Annotated in this window: 13 protein-coding genes; 3 read left to right on the top strand and 10 right to left on the bottom strand. The window is 61.2% G+C overall.

From position 1 onward, the window contains the following. Positions 1 to 11: 11 nt before the first annotated feature. From XALGPE39_RS07840 to XALGPE39_RS16215, 3 genes are all read right to left on the bottom strand, one after another. Entirely contained in the window at positions 12 to 1,367 is a 1,356-nt protein-coding gene (locus XALGPE39_RS07840; protein ID WP_045738293.1) for an aminotransferase class III-fold pyridoxal phosphate-dependent enzyme, read from the bottom strand. 86 nt (positions 1,368 to 1,453) lie between these two features. Next, positions 1,454 to 2,146: an MtnX-like HAD-IB family phosphatase gene (locus tag XALGPE39_RS07845; protein WP_082061853.1), complete on the bottom strand. Its 693-nt coding sequence runs from the start codon at positions 2,144 to 2,146 to the stop codon at positions 1,454 to 1,456. 961 nt (positions 2,147 to 3,107) lie between these two features. Further along, entirely contained in the window at positions 3,108 to 3,431 is a 324-nt protein-coding gene (locus XALGPE39_RS16215; RefSeq protein ID WP_152624849.1) for a hypothetical protein, read from the bottom strand. 180 nt (positions 3,432 to 3,611) lie between these two features. Here XALGPE39_RS16215 and XALGPE39_RS16645 point away from each other — a divergent pair, with 180 nt between their 5' ends. From XALGPE39_RS16645 to XALGPE39_RS07865, 3 genes are all read left to right on the top strand, one after another. Next, a complete protein-coding gene (locus XALGPE39_RS16645; protein ID WP_343123019.1) occupies positions 3,612 to 3,722 on the top strand; it encodes a SymE family type I addiction module toxin in 111 nt (36 codons plus the stop codon). Between the two features lie 270 nt (positions 3,723 to 3,992). Further along, the gene (locus XALGPE39_RS07860; protein WP_045727702.1) at positions 3,993 to 5,675 is read left to right on the top strand and encodes a long-chain fatty acid--CoA ligase; all 1,683 of its coding nucleotides are present in this window, start codon (positions 3,993 to 3,995) and stop codon (positions 5,673 to 5,675) included. Between the two features lie 129 nt (positions 5,676 to 5,804). Continuing rightward, a complete protein-coding gene (locus XALGPE39_RS07865) occupies positions 5,805 to 6,674 on the top strand; it encodes a crotonase/enoyl-CoA hydratase family protein (RefSeq protein WP_045727703.1) in 870 nt (289 codons plus the stop codon). Positions 6,675 to 6,732: 58 nt separating this feature from the next. On the opposite strand, the gene XALGPE39_RS07870 is transcribed toward XALGPE39_RS07865, so the two are convergent. The 7 genes from XALGPE39_RS07870 to greA form a co-directional block, all read right to left on the bottom strand. Further along, positions 6,733 to 8,910, bottom strand: a complete 2,178-nt coding sequence (locus XALGPE39_RS07870) for a response regulator (RefSeq protein WP_200893867.1) — start codon at positions 8,908 to 8,910, stop codon at positions 6,733 to 6,735. A 4-nt stretch (positions 8,911 to 8,914) separates the two neighbouring features. Continuing rightward, a complete protein-coding gene (locus tag XALGPE39_RS07875) occupies positions 8,915 to 9,982 on the bottom strand; it encodes a two-component system response regulator (protein WP_235429771.1) in 1,068 nt (355 codons plus the stop codon). Positions 9,983 to 10,201: 219 nt separating this feature from the next. Continuing rightward, positions 10,202 to 11,719: a lysine--tRNA ligase gene (gene lysS / locus XALGPE39_RS07880; protein ID WP_045727706.1), complete on the bottom strand. Its 1,518-nt coding sequence runs from the start codon at positions 11,717 to 11,719 to the stop codon at positions 10,202 to 10,204. A gap of 97 nt (positions 11,720 to 11,816) precedes the next feature. Then, a protein-coding gene (prfB, locus tag XALGPE39_RS15600) for a peptide chain release factor 2 (protein ID WP_152624850.1) occupies positions 11,817 to 12,942 on the bottom strand; the annotation gives its coding sequence in 2 pieces (ribosomal slippage) (positions 11,817 to 12,866 and positions 12,868 to 12,942; 1,125 coding nt in all). A 160-nt stretch (positions 12,943 to 13,102) separates the two neighbouring features. Next, a complete protein-coding gene (recJ, locus tag XALGPE39_RS07890) occupies positions 13,103 to 14,839 on the bottom strand; it encodes a single-stranded-DNA-specific exonuclease RecJ (protein WP_045727707.1) in 1,737 nt (578 codons plus the stop codon). Continuing rightward, the gene (locus XALGPE39_RS07895; RefSeq protein ID WP_045727708.1) at positions 14,836 to 15,762 is read right to left on the bottom strand and encodes a phosphoglycerate mutase; all 927 of its coding nucleotides are present in this window, start codon (positions 15,760 to 15,762) and stop codon (positions 14,836 to 14,838) included. The genes recJ and XALGPE39_RS07895 overlap by 4 nt, the downstream gene beginning before the upstream one ends. A 4-nt stretch (positions 15,763 to 15,766) precedes the next feature. Further along, complete coding sequence (gene greA, locus XALGPE39_RS07900) at positions 15,767 to 16,231, bottom strand: transcription elongation factor GreA (RefSeq protein ID WP_200893911.1); 465 nt, start codon at positions 16,229 to 16,231, stop codon at positions 15,767 to 15,769. Between the last annotated feature and the right edge of the window lie 7 nt (positions 16,232 to 16,238).

Here is a 16,238-nt window from a genome sequence, read left to right on the forward strand (position 1 = left end):
CTCATTCTGCATTAAACAGCCTGCTTGGCGCGGGTCAGCAACTGATCCAGCAGCGACAGACCCAGATCGATTTCCTCGTGGCTGATATGCAGCGACGGCGCCAGAGTGATGACGTTCTTGTAGTAACCGCCCACGTCCAGCACCAAGCCGATGCGCTTGCCGTTATGGCGTAGCTCACCTTCCAGCCCCATATCGACCATGGTGTCGAGCAACTTGCGATTGGGAGTGAAGCCATCGGCCTGGCAGATTTCCGCACGCAGCGCCAAGCCCAGACCATCCACATCGCCGATTTCCGGATGACGCCGCTGCAGGTCACGCAGACCATCGAGGAAATGCGCGCCCTTGGCCATCACCATTGCCTCGTAGTCGGTCTCGGCCAACATGCGCATGGTTTCGAGACCCACCGCAGTTCCCAGCGGGTTGGAGGCGAAGGTGGAATGGGTCGAACCCGGCGGGAACACGGTCGGGTTGATCAACTCCTCGCGCGCCCAAATGCCGGCCAGCGGATTGAGGCCGTTGGTCAGCGCCTTGCCGAACACCAGCACATCCGGGGTCACGCCGAAATGCTCGATCGCCCACAGCTTACCGGTGCGGAAGAAGCCCATCTGGATTTCGTCCACAACCATCAAGATGCCGTACTGATCCAACACCTTCTTCAAGCCAGTGAAGAAATTTGGCGGTGGAATCACGTAACCGCCGGTGCCTTGGATTGGCTCGACGTAGAACGCCGCGTATTCGCACTGGCCGGCCTTGGGATCCCACACGCCGTTGTATTCGGTCTCGAACAAGCGCGCGAACTTGGCCACGCACTGCTCGCCGTATTCCTCCTTGGACATGCCCTTGGGGCCACGGAAGTGGTAAGGGAATTCAATGAACTGGGCGCGGTCGAAATGACCGAAACGACGACGGTAGCGATACGAAGAGGTGATCGCCGAGGCACCCAAGGTGCGACCGTGGTAGCCACCCTCGAACGCAAACACCAGGCTCTTGCCAGCGCTGGCATTACGCACCAGCTTCAGCGAATCCTCCACCGACTGCGCCCCGCCCACGTTGAAGTGAACACGGCCCTTGCGGCCCCACTTGCGCTCGGCATCCTGAGCGATGGTCTTGGCCAGTTCGATCTTGGTCGGGTGCAGATATTGGCTGGCAACCTGCGGCAGACTATCGATCTGCCGCTTCAGCGCATCGTTCAAGCGCGGATTGGCGTAACCGAAATTGACCGCCGAATACCACATCTGCAGGTCCAGATAAGGGACATCGTCGGTGTCGTACAGATAGCTACCATCGCAGCGTTCGAAGATGCGCGGCGGCTCGCTGTAATGCACAGTATCGCCATAGGAGCAGTACAGGGCTTCGTCGGCCAGCATCTGCGCGTCGTCGAGCGCGCGCGCGTGATCAGCGCCAGCGTGTGACTCAAGCGGCGTGGAAAGCGAAACATTCCGGTTCATCAGGATCAGGCTCTTTGGGTAACGGGAAGAGGAAAGGACACTCTGTGCGCAGCCGGCGCGACGAGTGCGGGTAACAACGCGATGGCGTCATCGAAGCCGGTGATTGCGCAATGGGCAATGCCGTTGGCGCGGCAATGGCGCAGCAGACCGTCCTTGGCAAAGACCAGATCCGCCTTGCCGGCCAGACAAAAATCCGAGCGACCATCACCGATGAGTAAGGTCTGGTGCACTGGCGCCTGCTGCGCCATCACCGCGCACTTGCAGGTGCCGCTGGGGCAGTCCGGCTGCGCATGCGGAGAGGCCATCCGCCACTGCCCGGCGTCGGTACGCAACAGGCGGTTGGCGATGATCGGCAACTGGTGCAATCCATGCCGGGCCAGGATCCGCGCGATGGCATAGTCCAGGCCATCGCTGACGATGCTCAACGGTATGCCCAGGCGCTCGGCAAGATGGACGAAGCGCACGAACGCCGGATCGATGCGTACTGCGTCGAGCACTTGGTGCAGTGCCTCCACATCCCCGCCGATCAAGGCGACCTGTCCAGTCATGCACTCGCGGGCACCGATCCGTCCGGCCACCCAATCGTCTTCCAGCTCGCGCCAGCCAGGCTGCCCGAGATGCTCAAGCAGGCTGTCGGTTACGTCCTGCAATGACACGGTACCGTCAAAATCGCAAAGAATGTTCCACTGGTGGTACAAATCGACTCTCCTGCTAGTGGATAGAGAGCCTAGAGCGACAGTCTTTCACAGCCCTTTCGCAACAGGGGAAGTACGAGGCGCAAGCTGAACCGCTCGGCACAAGCGCCGACATGATCGCAGCGCCCAGCGACATCGAACGGATACAGCACCGGACGCATCTACCCGAAAAGAGAGACGGCAAGACCCGATGCATGCCACGACATCGAGATGCTCTACAACCCAATCGCAGAGTTTGTTCCTCTGGCGACTTGTCACCTGCAGAGTTGAACGGCGCTGCGCGCAGAGCGCAGACCGGATGTCCCGATGACCGCAGACAGCGCTCGAACACGCCGCAGAATTACGACAGATGAACGACCGCCGCCCCTGCAAACACAGGAGCGGCTTCCAAATTGGTGCCCGAGGCCGGAATCGAACCGGCACGCCTTGCGGCGAGGGATTTTCTTACCACTTCGGCTTTCGCCGCCAGCGCATGCGCTGTTCGTGGTCTGGAGCACGCCTTCACCATGGCCTTGCGACCGTAGGTGCCCACCGTCTGCTCTCTACACCTTCCCAGACGTTGAGTCTGGACTTGGCTCGGCATTGGCTCGGATACCAGGGCATCCAGGGCTTTCACCGACTTTGACGGGCTTCACTTCGGACGTTTCCCTCCGAAGGCTCAAATTGTTTAAGTCCCTTGTGTCTACCAATTTCACCACTCGGGCAGTGCATGGCGTGCCTGCACACACCATTGCTGCTGCTGACTCGCGCTTGGCTTCTGCCAAGCCGCGAAGCTACATCTTGGGCACTCTCAGACGGCTGTCAACCCTGATCTCTTGCATCGACAGCAACAGCTCGCAAAACTTGACAAAACGGATCTGAACTCCAATGCGCCCACAAGCCTGACCATCCTGACCAAGTGACGCTAGCGTGCCTGATTGCGTGCGAATTGAAAACTAGAACGCGTTCGTCCATGGCGTCAAATTCAGCTCTCATCACGCAGTCCTGATTGCCCAGGCGTTGTTGCGCGGTGTCGGCGTTGTAGCCCATCTGCCATCTGCCGCAGTGACGCGTCCGAACTCAGCCACACCCGGTAATTGGTGAAGCGTGGATCCTCCTCCAGCGTGTGGCTGTCGTTGGATTGCACGTTGAACAGGCTGGCACTGGGCATCTGCGTGTCCGACGTGCCGGTCACGATGCGATCCGGCGAACCACCCGTCGCCTTGAACGCCACGCGGCCACCGACTGCACCCTGCACGCTCAGCGTGCCGATGGCGGCAATGTGCGCGGAGAGAGTGTGCAGCAACAAGCATTCACCAAGCCAGCCGACGCCAGGCAAAGAGAAACCATCGACGTTTGTGAAGCAAATGCTCAGCCCCATGATGACGCGCGAGCGGCCTCCTGCCCTGAATGCTGCGCACAACGTCCGCCGCGACGCGTGCGTCCACCCCAAGAGTGCACCGACGATGATGCCGACAGCCCCCAGCTCGTGCCCGCACTCAGACTGCGTGTCCGCTGGCTGGAACAGTTGGGCTTCGCCATCGGGTGCAAACTGCGCATCACTGTGCGTGATCGTGAGTTGGTGCACTTTGCGGGGTGAACAGCGCATGCCACTGGAAGAACTATGAAGACCGAAGTGACACCGTTCAACTGACAGACTCGCGCTTTCGTGTCTTGGGATTTTTACTGCAACGCCTTCTAGCTCAGGACGATCACTCGCACGATGCGTGGCGACCGTGTTCATTGGGTTATCGCACACCGTCCACTGTGCGTGGTTCGACTTTTCATCTTGGGTCGGTATGCTGCCAGAGTAAAAATACGCTCGATAGCATGCGTCAAACACCCATCAATAGGTCTTTTGGAGTGGCATATGAGTCTGGATCGTCCATGGTTGCAGAGTTACCCGCCCGGCGTTGACGCCACGATCAACGTCGAAGCGTACCGCTCGGTCGCCGATGTGTTCGAAACCTCCGTGGCCAAGTTCAGCGACAAGCCTGCGTACTCCAACTTCGGCACCACCCTGAGCTACCGCGAAGTCGGCGCGCTGTCCCGGCAATTCGCCGCTTATCTACTGGGGGAGCTGCACCTCAAGAAAGGGGACCGGGTCGCGCTGATGATGCCGAACTGTCTGCAGTACCCGATCGCCACCTTCGGCGTGTTGCTGGCCGGCATGACCGTGGTCAACGTCAATCCCTTGTACACCACACGCGAACTACGTCATCAACTGGTCGATTCTGGCGCCAGCGCCATCGTGGTGATCGAAAATTTCGCCAAGACCGTGCAGGACGTGCTGGCGGACACGTCAATCAAACAGGTCATCGTTACAGGGATGGGCGACATGCTCGACTTTCCCAAGGGAGCATTGTTCAACTTCGTCCTGCGCTACGTCAAAAAACTAGTGCCCGACTACGCCATTCCCAACGCGATTCGCTTTCGCGAGGCGCTCGCACTCGGACGCAAGCACACGCTGCCGCAACTGGATATCACGCACGAGGACATCGCGTTCCTGCAATACACAGGCGGCACCACCGGCGTCGCCAAGGGCGCGATGTTGACCCACCGCAATCTGGTGGCGAATATGCTGCAAGCCGGCCATTGGATCACCGCGGCCAGCAAGCTGGAAGAAGGCAAGGAAGTCATCATCACCGCACTGCCGATGTACCACATCTTCGCATTGACCGCGAACGGGCTAGCCTTCATGCAGCTCGGCGGACTCAATCACCTGATCAGCAACCCGCGCGACATGGTCGGCTTCGTCAAGGAGTTGAAGCGCTTCCCCTTTACCGCCTTCACCGGGGTCAATACTTTGTTCAATGGCCTGTTGAACACGCCCGGCTTTGCACAATTGGATTTCTCCTCACTCAAGTGCACATTGGGCGGTGGCATGGCGGTGCAACGCGCTGTCGCCGAACACTGGAAACAGGTCACCGGCGTCACCGTGGTGGAAGCCTATGGACTCACCGAAACCTCACCAGGCGCCTGCATCAATCCATTGACGCTGAGCGAATACAACGGCTCTATTGGACTGCCGATTCCCTCTACCGATGCCTGCATCAAGAACGACCAAGGGCAAATCATGGCACAGGGCGAGATCGGCGAGTTGTGTATCCGTGGTCCACAGGTGATGAAAGGCTACTGGCGCCGCCCAGAGGAAACCGCACAGGTGATCGATTCCGAAGGCTGGTTCCGAACCGGCGACATGGCGCGAATGGACCAACAAGGATTCTTCTATATCGTCGACCGCAAGAAGGACATGATCCTGGTTTCAGGCTTCAACGTATACCCGAACGAGATCGAGGAAATCATCGCGATGATGCCCGGGGTGCTGGAAGTGGCGGTGGTCGGCGTACCGGACGAAAAATCCGGCGAAGCGGTCAAGGTGGTCATCGTCAAAAAAGACCCGAAACTGACCGTCGAAGAGGTAAAGGCACACGCCCGTGCCAATCTAACCGGCTACAAGCAGCCGCGCATCGTCGAATTCCGCGAGGAATTGCCCAAGACCAATGTCGGCAAGATTCTGCGACGGGAGTTGCGCGATATCCAGACGCATTAGGCAACTCTGCGAATGGTGGCGCAGAAGAGTACGGGCTCAGTGTACCCGGGTGTAGCATCCATGGCGTGGAAACGCACTCGCCCGCTGCGCCACACTACTTTTTGCGGGCGCATATTTCGAGACCCCGCCATGAACATGATCGATACCCTGCCCCGTTCCCTTTCCTATTCCAGCATCCGCATCGACGCCAATAGCGAAAACGAGAGTCAATGGCTGTACATGCACGCAAATGCACAACCGGGAGTGCGTCCCTGCTTCCATAGCTATATGATCGACGATGTACTTACTGCATTCGAGGCGATGACCACATCGCCGCATTCTTCAAGAAAAGCAACGCTGAAACATTTGGTTATCGCCTCTGATGCGAGCGTATTCAATCTTGGAGGCGATCTCGCGCTTTTTTCGGAACTCATCCGCAAAAAGGATCGTGCGCGGCTTCTCAGTTACGCCACCCGCTGTATTAACGGCGTCCACCAGCTACACCAGGGATTCGCTGGTGATGTCCGCACCATCGCGCTGTTACAGGGCGATGCACTGGGCGGCGGCCTGGAAATGGCACTGGCATGCCACACCATCGTCGCCGAGGAAGGCGTCACGATGGGTTTGCCCGAGGGCATCTTTGGCCTGATTCCAGGCATGGGGGCTTACAGCTTCCTCTGCAAGCGCGTCGCTCCTCATGTGGCCGAGCGCATCATTCTGGGCGCGGATCTATACAGCAGCGAACAGATGTACACGATGGGTATCGTCGATGTACTGGTACCAAAGAACGAGGGCGTGGAGCGCGTCAAGCAACTCATCCATAACCAGCGCCGCAATCCGCAATCGTATTTGGCGATGAACGCCGCACGCAATCTGGCACAAGCGGTGTCGCTGCAGGAATTGCAGGCGATCACCGAGATATGGGTCGATTCGGCATTGGCGCTGGACGAAAAATCGCTGCGGACCATGGATCGCCTGGTACGTGCGCAAACCCGACGCGTACAAAACCTCGCGACCTGAACGGATAAGACCATGGTCCGCTAATAGCCCGGTTTTACACCGGGCTATAACGCGAACGTCAGCGCAATTCACCCTCTTCGGATGAAGCACTGCGACGAGCACGCGCCTCAAGCGCTTCCCTGCCCTCGGTCAAGGCAGCATTGAGCGCCATTAACCGTGCCCTCCACTCACTACGTATCTGCCAATCGGCCATCTGCATCATTTCACCACCGAGACTCGCCAGTCGGACCAAGCCCAGATTGCTGGCCACGCCCTTGATCGCATGGGCATGTTCGCGCAGACGCTCCCACTGTCCCGCGTCGCCAGCGAGCTGCATGCCGCCCAGGCACCCCTCGGCATCGTTGAGGCATTGCGAGATGAACTCGCGCTCGAATCCATCGCCCATCCCGAGCCCGGCCAATTCATCCAATACGGACGCGTCGAGCACGCCATCGGACACTCCGACAAGCGGGCGCATGGCGGGCTCATTGGCACGGTTCAAGCGGCCTTCTGCTGCGATATCGGCAAGCGTGTCCAATAGCCGGTTAGCAACCACCGGCTTGGCAAGAAAGCTATGCGCACCGGCCTGTTCGCAGCGCTTGATCGACTCGGGCGTGACGTCAGCGCTGAACATTACCACCGGCGTGCGCGGACCACCGGAATGCATGACCCGCAATTGCTTGAGCATATCCAAGCCGCTCATGTCCGGCATGTGCAGATCGACGATCACCGCATCGAATTCGCTTTCGGCCAGCGCATCCAGCACCGCTTCGGCGCCATCGACACAGATGCTGCGATGGCCGGCCTTCTGCAGCATGCGCTGCAACACCATCCGGTTGGCGGCATGATCGTCTGCGACCAAGATACGCATGCTGCGCACGCGCGCCCGGTGACGCAGGAAGGGATCGGAGAACGCAATTACATTCCCTTTCGCATCGAACTCCTCGACCGCCGGCACATCTCTGGCAGGCGTGTCCGTCACTACCTTCGCCGGAACGCTGGCAGCCACGAATGGCAATTCGAACCAGAAATGGCTTCCGCGTGGGGTGCGCTCCTGATACCCGATGCTCCCCCCCATGGCCTCGACCAAGCCCTTGGCGATGGTGGTTCCCAGACCACTGCCTTCGTAACGACGCGTCAAGCCGACGTCGGCCTGTTCGAACGCATCGAACAAGCGTGTCCGCATTTCCGGTGCAACCCCGATGCCGGTGTCGAGAATATCGAATGCCAGACGCGTGGGCTGCTCCAGTTCGTTCCTGTGTAGGCGCACACGGATGTCGACCCTGCCGGTTTCGGTGAACTTGACGGCATTGCCAGCCAAATTGAGCAGCACCTGACGAATATGCCCGGGATCGCCGCACAAGTAATCCGGCACATCCGGCGCGACCTCCACGTAATAGCCCAGGTTTCTTACGCGCGCCTGCGGCTGCAGGATCAAGCTGATGCCCTCAAGCGTTTCGCGCAGCGAGAAATCGCGCTTGTTCATGCGCAGCTTGCCCGCCTCGATCGCCGAGATATCCAGCACCTCTTCGACCAATGCCAGGAGACTGCGTGCGGACGCCTGGATGGTGTTGAGGCACTCGCGCTGTTCCGCATCCAGCCGCGTGGTCGCCAAGACTTCGGTCATGCCCGACAGGCCGTTCAACGGCGTGCGGAACTCATGACTCATATTGGCCAGGAAGCGGCTCTTGGCTTCGTTGGCACGCTGTGCTTCCTTGGTTGCCCGAGTCAACTGACACAGCAATTCAGACAAATACAGCGGCACAGCGAACAAGCCAATGAGCAGACCGACCCCCAGGCCGATGTTATGACGCCAATAAGGCGTCACCAAGACTGTGGCGCCGAAACTCGCCACACCCATCGCCACCGCCAGATACAAATACTGATTGCCGTAGCGCAGGCCATTGCCGACCGTCACCCACATCACCACGACATACATCCAGGCCAACGGCTCGCCCATGCCCACCATGGCAGCGGCAATCAGGCCGTAGTCGGCGATCATGCCGACGACCCGCCGCACATCGCAACGCTCCGGACGCCAAAGTAACCAAGCCACAATGCAAACTGAAAGCAACAGCCCCGACGCAACGACGGCAACCACCTCCATATATTCACGCATGGGCAAGGAGGAACGGGGGCCAAGCAGCAACACGTAACCGAAGATGATCGAAATGACAGCGATACGCACCAGCGCCTGCGCGTGTTCGCTGTCCTTACGTTGAGCGAAGCGCTGTCTAACCCAGGCAATCCAGTTCATCACGTCACACCCCCGGTCGCGCCGATGCGGTGGAGAATTTCTCGCAAACCACCTGCAGTTGCTCGCGACCGCGAAACAGCGCATCCACGCAACGTGGGTCGAACAGGCGACCACGTTGGGCGTAGAGATAGGCAAGTGTCGCATCCATGGTCCAGGCCTCCTTGTAGGGACGCGGCGAAATCAGCGCGTCGAAAACGTCCGCAACGGCGACGATCCGCGCTTCCAGCGGAATCGCTTCGCCGACCAAGCCATCCGGGTAACCGCTACCATCGTAGCGTTCGTGGTGACGCAGCGCGATCAAAGCACCAATCTGGATGAAGCGGTTTTGGCTGCCGCTAAGCAGTTCGTAGCCAATGCGCGGGTGCATGCGCATGACTGCCATCTCGTCCTCGCTGAGCTTGCCCGGCTTGAGCAGCACCGCATCGGGGATGGCGATCTTACCCATATCGTGCAGGCTCGCCGCCATCTCGATGACCCGCACTTCATCCTCGGACAGCCCCAGTTGTTCGGCAATCAGCCCGGCCACATGCGCCATGCGCTCCAGGTAGGCACTGGTGCCGGCATCGCGATACTCGATGGCCCGCGCCAACCGCGACAGCGTCTCGCGCTCGCGCTCCTCCACTTCGCGCATGCTGGCCAGCAGACGTTGCTCCAGCGACATCGCGCGTTGCTTGATGTTTTCGCTCTGCAGACGCAGTTGCAACAGATTGTGGCAACGCGCGCGCAATTCGCGTGGGCGGATCGGCTTGACCAGGAAATCGATGACTCCGGCTTCCAGCGCGGCCTGGCGGATCGGCTCGTCGCCGACCACGGTGATCAGAATGATCGGGATATCGCGGTGCTTGGGCTGCCGCCGCAGGCGCCGCGCGAACTCCAGCCCGTCCATTCCCGGCATGCGATAGTCGAGCAGCAACAGATCAACCTTGCCCACCTCGCACCAAGCCAGCGCGGCCTGCGAGTCGCCAAAGTCGCGCACACTTAATTCTGGCGCGATATCCTCGATCACATGCCGCAACATCGTGCGAGCGGATGTTTGATCGTCAACGATGACGATATTCAAACGATTATCCATCTCTGCCGTCACCAGCGTGCGATCCCCATTCGAGGATGCTCCTGAGAGGCTTATGCTGGCATCATGCATCTGTAATTCTCCGCACGCGGCACAGCGCGTGCTACTGAGACAACGACGGGATCGCCAGGGCGCTGATCACGCCGGAACGTCCACTTCACTTCCTTTTGCGGGCAACCCCTGATGCAGAATGCCGCCATCCTGAGCTTTTGAGTATGGATATTAAGCCTGAGGACGCATGTACGGGAATAGCAGGACGTCACGGATCGAAGCACTTCCGGTTAATAACATGACTAGACGATCGATGCCAATCCCCAGGCCACCGGTCGGCGGCAGGCCGACTTCCAACGCCCGGATGTAATCGGCGTCGAAATGCATGGCTTCGTCGTCCCCGCCCTCCTTCGCCGCAACCTGGGCCTGAAACCGCGCTGCCTGGTCTTCTGGGTCATTGAGTTCGGAAAAGCCGTTAGCGATTTCCTTACCATTGATGAACAATTCAAAACGGTCGGTATAACCCGGCTCCGTGTCGCTGGAGCGGGCCAGCGGCGACACCTCGACCGGGTGATCAGTGATGAATGTTGGCTGAATCAAGGTCGGTTCGACCGTGGCCTCGAAGATTTCCAGCAGCAGCTTGCCCCACCCATAGGACGGTTTGGTGCGGATCTTCAGCCGCTCACAATGGCGTCGTAAGGCCTCGCGGTCGGTACAGTCGGCGGCGCTGATCTGCGGATTATGGTGGCGCACGGCCTCATCCATGCGCCAGCGGCGGAACGCCGGCTCCAGGTCGATGTCGACACCATCCCAGTGGACCTGGGTGGTCCCGAGGACGTCGCGGGCGACGTCGCGGATGATGCTCTCGGTCAGGTCCATCACCTCGTGATACGTGGCATAAGCCTCGTACAACTCCATCATGGTGAATTCGGGGTTATGCCGGGTACTGACGCCCTCGTTACGGAAATTCCGGTTGATTTCGTAAACCCGCTCCAGCCCGCCGACCACCAGCCGCTTCAAATACAGCTCTGGGGCCACGCGCAGGTACAGGTCCAGATCCAGCGCATTGTGATGGGTGGTGAATGGCTTAGCCGTAGCACCGCCGGGGATGTAGTGCATCATCGGCGTTTCCACTTCCAGAAAGCGGCGCGCATCCAGCCAAGCGCGCATCGCGCGGATGATCTTGGAGCGCTTCACGAAGACCTCGCGCGCCTCCGGCGACACGATCAGGTCCACGTAGCGCTGGCGGTAGCGCTGTTCCACGTCGGACAGGCCATGCCACTTGTCCGGCAATGGACGCAGCGCCTTGGTCAGCAGCCGCAGCGCGGTCGCCTTGATCGAAAGCTCGCCGGTCTTGGTCCGGGTCAGCCCGCCCTCCACTGCGATGATGTCGCCGATATCCCAGCCTTTGAAGGCATCGTAGGCGGCGCCCAGCGCATTGGCCTGCAGGTATAGCTGAATACGCCCGGACTCATCCTGCAACTGCACGAAGCTGGCCTTGCCCATGACCCGTTTGGCCAACAGACGGCCAGCCAGACGCAGGCTGCGACCCTGTGCTTCCAGAGCGTCGGCGGTCCAGCGCTCCAGGTCGGCAAACTCGGCCTGCACATCGCCGGCGAAGTCGCTGCGGCGGAAATCGTTCGGATAGGCCACGCCCTGGGCGCGTAACGCGGCCAGTTTGGCGCGCCGCTCGGCGATAAGGCTGTTCTCGTCGACGGGAAGCGACGGCGCGGGAGTCTGCTCGGTCATGGGGAAAAATACGCGTGAGGAAAAGAAGAGGATGCGGCGGTGAATTTATATATGTGACGCCCGACAAATTCCCTGGCACGCGCCATCAGGCGACCGGTCAGGCATCGCTGCGTTTAGCGCCGGCTTCCAAACCGGACTTGAGGCTGGCCTCGACAAACTCGTCCAGGTCGCCATCGAGCACCTTCTGCGTGTCGCTGCGCTCGATGCCGGTGCGCAGATCCTTGATCCGGCTCTGGTCGAGGACGTAATTACGGATCTGACTGCCCCACCCGATATCGGACTTGGTCGCCTCCACCGCATCGCGTTCGGCGTTGCGCTTCTGGATCTCCAATTCGTACAGTTTGGCGGCAAGCATCTTCATCGCATTATCGCGATTCTGGTGCTGGCTGCGCCCGGTCTGGCAGGCGACCACAATCCCGCTCGGCACGTGGGTGATGCGTACCGCCGACTCGGTCTTGTTGACGTGCTGACCACCCGCGCCGGAAGAACGGTAGACGTCGGTTTTCAGGTCGGCCGGATTGATGTCGATATCGATGTTGTCGTCCACTTCCGGGGACACGAACACCGAGGTGAAACTGGTGTGGCGGCGGTTGTCCGAGTCGAACGGCGACTTGCGCACCAGGCGATGCACACCAGTCTCGGTCTTCAACCAGCCATAGGCGAAATCGCCCTCCACGCGCAACGTGGCGGACTTGATCCCGGCCACTTCACCGCCGGAGACTTCCATCAGCTCGGTCTTCCAGCCGCGCGATTCGCACCAGCGCAGATACATGCGCAGCAGAATTTCTGCCCAATCCTGAGCCTCGGTGCCACCGGCACCGGCTTGGATATCGACGAAGGCATTACAGCCATCCATTTTCCCGGAGAACATGCGCTGGAATTCCAGCTTCTCCACCTGCGTCTGGAAGCGCTCGACATCGGCCATCACCCCGTTCGCGGTGTCCTCGTCGTTCTCGCTCTCGGCCAATTCGAGCAATTCGAGCGACTCGTTGAGTCCATCGAGCACGTTAGCAATGCCGCCGACGGTCTTCTCCAGGTTGGCGCGTTCACGACCTAGGCCCTGGGCGCGCTCGGGGTCATTCCAGACGTCAGGGCTTTCCAGCTCGCGGGCGACTTCTTCTAGACGCTCTTTCTTGGCGTCGTAGTCAAAGAAACCCCCGTAGCGACAGCACCCGATCAGACAAATCGGCGATGCGGTGGCGGATGGGATTAAGTTCAATCATTGCGGGGTTTCCGGCAAACAAGAGGGCGATTCTAGCAATTCCGGGTGCGCCTCTGCAGTGCCCATCTGGCGTTTGCGTGGCAAGACCACCCTGCCCGACCTGCGCATGGACGAGCTCCAACGCATTGAACTTGGCCATACATCGCGCACATCGCCGCGACTCAGTCCGCCAAGGGCTGGCAAGACTCCACCACCAGTTGCACGGCATCGCCGCCACGATAATCGTCGGCGACCAGACGATAAGCCACATGCACGCGGCGCCCTGGTTCACTGCCACGCCAACCATTGAAGTAAATCGCATTCAACGGTGCGCGAGAGCCAGCGTAGCGCAGGCTCAACTTGAGATGGCGCTCCTTGAGCACGCGCCATTGCAGCACTTCGAATTCGCCATCGAATAGCGGCTCTGGAAACCCTTGCCCCCATGGCCCGCCCAGGCGCAGCGCTTCGGCGTGGCGATGATCCAACTCGTGCGGTTCCAGCACTCCATCGCTGAGCAACTCGGCATGCAGCAGTTGTGGATCCAGGCTGGAAAGTGCCTGTTCGCCGAATGCCTGCTCGAACTGCGCCAGCGCGTCCTGGCGCAGGCTCAATCCCGCGGCCATGGCATGCCCACCAAACTTGTCCATCAACCCAGGAAAGCGCGCCTCCACGGCCGCCATCGCATCGCGGATGTGAAAGCCGGGGATCGAGCGCGCCGAGCCGCGCAACTGCTCGCTGCCAGGCTCGGCAGGGGCGAAGGCGATCACCGGGCGGTGCAGACGGTCCTTCATCTTCGACGCGACCAGGCCGATCACCCCCGGATGCCAGTGCGGATCGAACAGACATACCGCCACCGGCGGCTGCTCGGGCGCGGCCAGCAACGCCTGTGCCACCACCGCCTCGGCAGCGTCGGTCATCTGCTGCTGCACCGCGCGGCGCTCGGCGTTGATCTCCTCCAGCGTCGCGGCGATCGCCCGCGCCTGTGACCAGTCCTCGCACAGCAGCAACGCGATGCCCAACGCCATGTCTTCCAGGCGGCCGGCGGCGTTGAGCCGCGGCGCCAGCGCGAAGCCGATGTCGCTGGCGCTGAGCCGCGCCGGATCGCGGCCACTGACTTCGATCAGCGCACGCAGGCCCAGACAACCTTCGCCGCGCTGTAATCGGCGCAATCCAGCCGACACCAACGCACGGTTGTTCGCGTCCAACGGCACCAGATCGGCCACGGTACCGACCGCGACCAAGTCCAGCAGCACTCCCAGATCCGGCGCGACGGTGCTAGCGGATGCACCTCGCTCACGCAGATGCCGACGCAACGCCAGCAGTACGTAGAAGATCACTCCGACGCCCGCGAGCATCTTGCTGGGAAAGGCATCGCCGGCCAGATTGGGATCGACAATGGCGTCGGCGAGCGGCAGCGTCAGCCCAGGCAGATGATGATCGGTGACCAATACCCGCCAGCCCAGCGCCTTGGCCGCGGCGACACCCGCATGGCAGGCGATGCCATGATCGACCGTGACCAGCAGGTCCGGCTGCAGCGGGGCCAATTCGGCCACCAACGCAGGCGATAACCCATAGCCATGCACCATGCGATTGGGAACCGCATGCAGCACCTGCGTGGCCCCGAGCAGGCGTAGCCCGCGCACGGCCACCGCACAGGCAGTGGCGCCGTCGCAATCGAAATCGCCGACCACCAAAATACGCTGCCCGGCCATGATCGCCTCGGCCAGCAGGGCGACTGCCGCGTCGATGCCGCTCAAGGTATCCGGCGGCAGTAATTGCGCGAGTTTCGGCTGCGCCAGCAGCGTGTCGTGCGCGCCACGCGCGGCATAGATGCGACGCAACAGCGGCAGGGTGGCATCGCTCCATTGCCCGTCCGCGACCGCGACCGGCCGCCGGGTGATGCGCAACCCCGGGCTCATGCGTGCAGATGTACCAGCGGACGACGCCACAGACGCCAACGTTGCGCGCCGGTGATACGCAAGCAGGTGCCGTCCTCGAAATCCAGCAGTAACTGTTGCAATTCGCCCTCGCGCAGCGCCTGCAGCAGTGGCTGCATCAGCTCACCGACAAATTGCTCAGGCGCGCGCAACTGGCGCAGGTCGATCAACGCATCAACGCGCGAGGCTTGCGCCTGCTCGGCGTCGATCCCGGCCGCCTGGGCCAGTGCGCACAACAGCGAATCGCGGCTGCGCACTTGCGCGTGCGCGGTGGCGACGGTGGCCGGCAACGCGCCACCGCCCCAGAACCACAGCGAATTGATCGCCGGCTGGCCACGGGCGGCACGTTCGCGGTTCCAGGGATGTTGATGCAGCAGCACCTGCGCATCGGTCAGCAAGGCACGCCAGCGGCGCGCGTCTTCTCCCTGCGGCAGATGATCGAATAGATCCGCCCCCAGTACCTGCGCTGGAGCGGCGAACGCAGGCAGTGTGTGCCCAGGCGGCACGCGCAGATACCAGCGCGTGGGATCGGGCGCATCCAACGCCAGCCCGCCCTCTGCGAACAAGTCCTGCAAGGCCGGCAACAGCGCGTCCAGGTCCACTGCGTCGATAGGGAGCATGTCGCCATGCGCCATCAACCGCGCGCCCTGCATATCCGGCACCACATAGGCGGGGTCGGCACGCAACCACAGGCTGTCGCCAGCGTCACCGGCATCGCGTTGCCGAGTCAATGCGGCAACCGGCCAGGAGTCCATCGGCAAGGCGAAATGGCGGCGCAGCTGTGCTTCGCTGCCGGGTTGCAACTGCTCGCGGTCGGCGCGCCCGAAGGCGCGCGCCATCTCGCCGACGAGGACGACGCCGGCCAAACGGCTCCGCTCCGGCAACAGCACACTGGCGACCGCCATGGCGTCAGCCCAGATATTGGACGCTGACGATTTCGTACTCGCGATGCCCGGCCGGCGCATCAATCCCGACGCTATCACCTTCCATCTTGCCGATCAGTGCGCGCGCCAGCGGCGAGGAGATCGCGATCAAGCCCAGCTTGATGTCCGCCTCCAGATCGCCGACTAACTGATAGCGTTTTTCTTCGTCGGTCTCCACGTCGGCCAGGGTCACGGTGGCACCGAACACGACCTTGCTGCCGACCGCCAGCTTGCTGATGTCGATGACCTCGGCATGCGACAGCTCGCTCTCCAACTGCTTGATGCGACCTTCGATGAAACCTTGCTGCTCGCGCGCAGCGTGGTACTCGGCGTTTTCCTTGAGATCGCCATGCGCACGCGCCTCAGCAATGGCAGTGATGATTTCCGGGCGCTTGACCGATTTCAGGTGATCCAGTTCTTCGCGCAGGCGCTGCGCGCCTTGCAGGGTGATCGGGGCT

The organism is Xanthomonas sp. GPE 39 (assembly GCF_000963005.1).
GTDB lineage: Bacteria > Pseudomonadota > Gammaproteobacteria > Xanthomonadales > Xanthomonadaceae > Xanthomonas_A.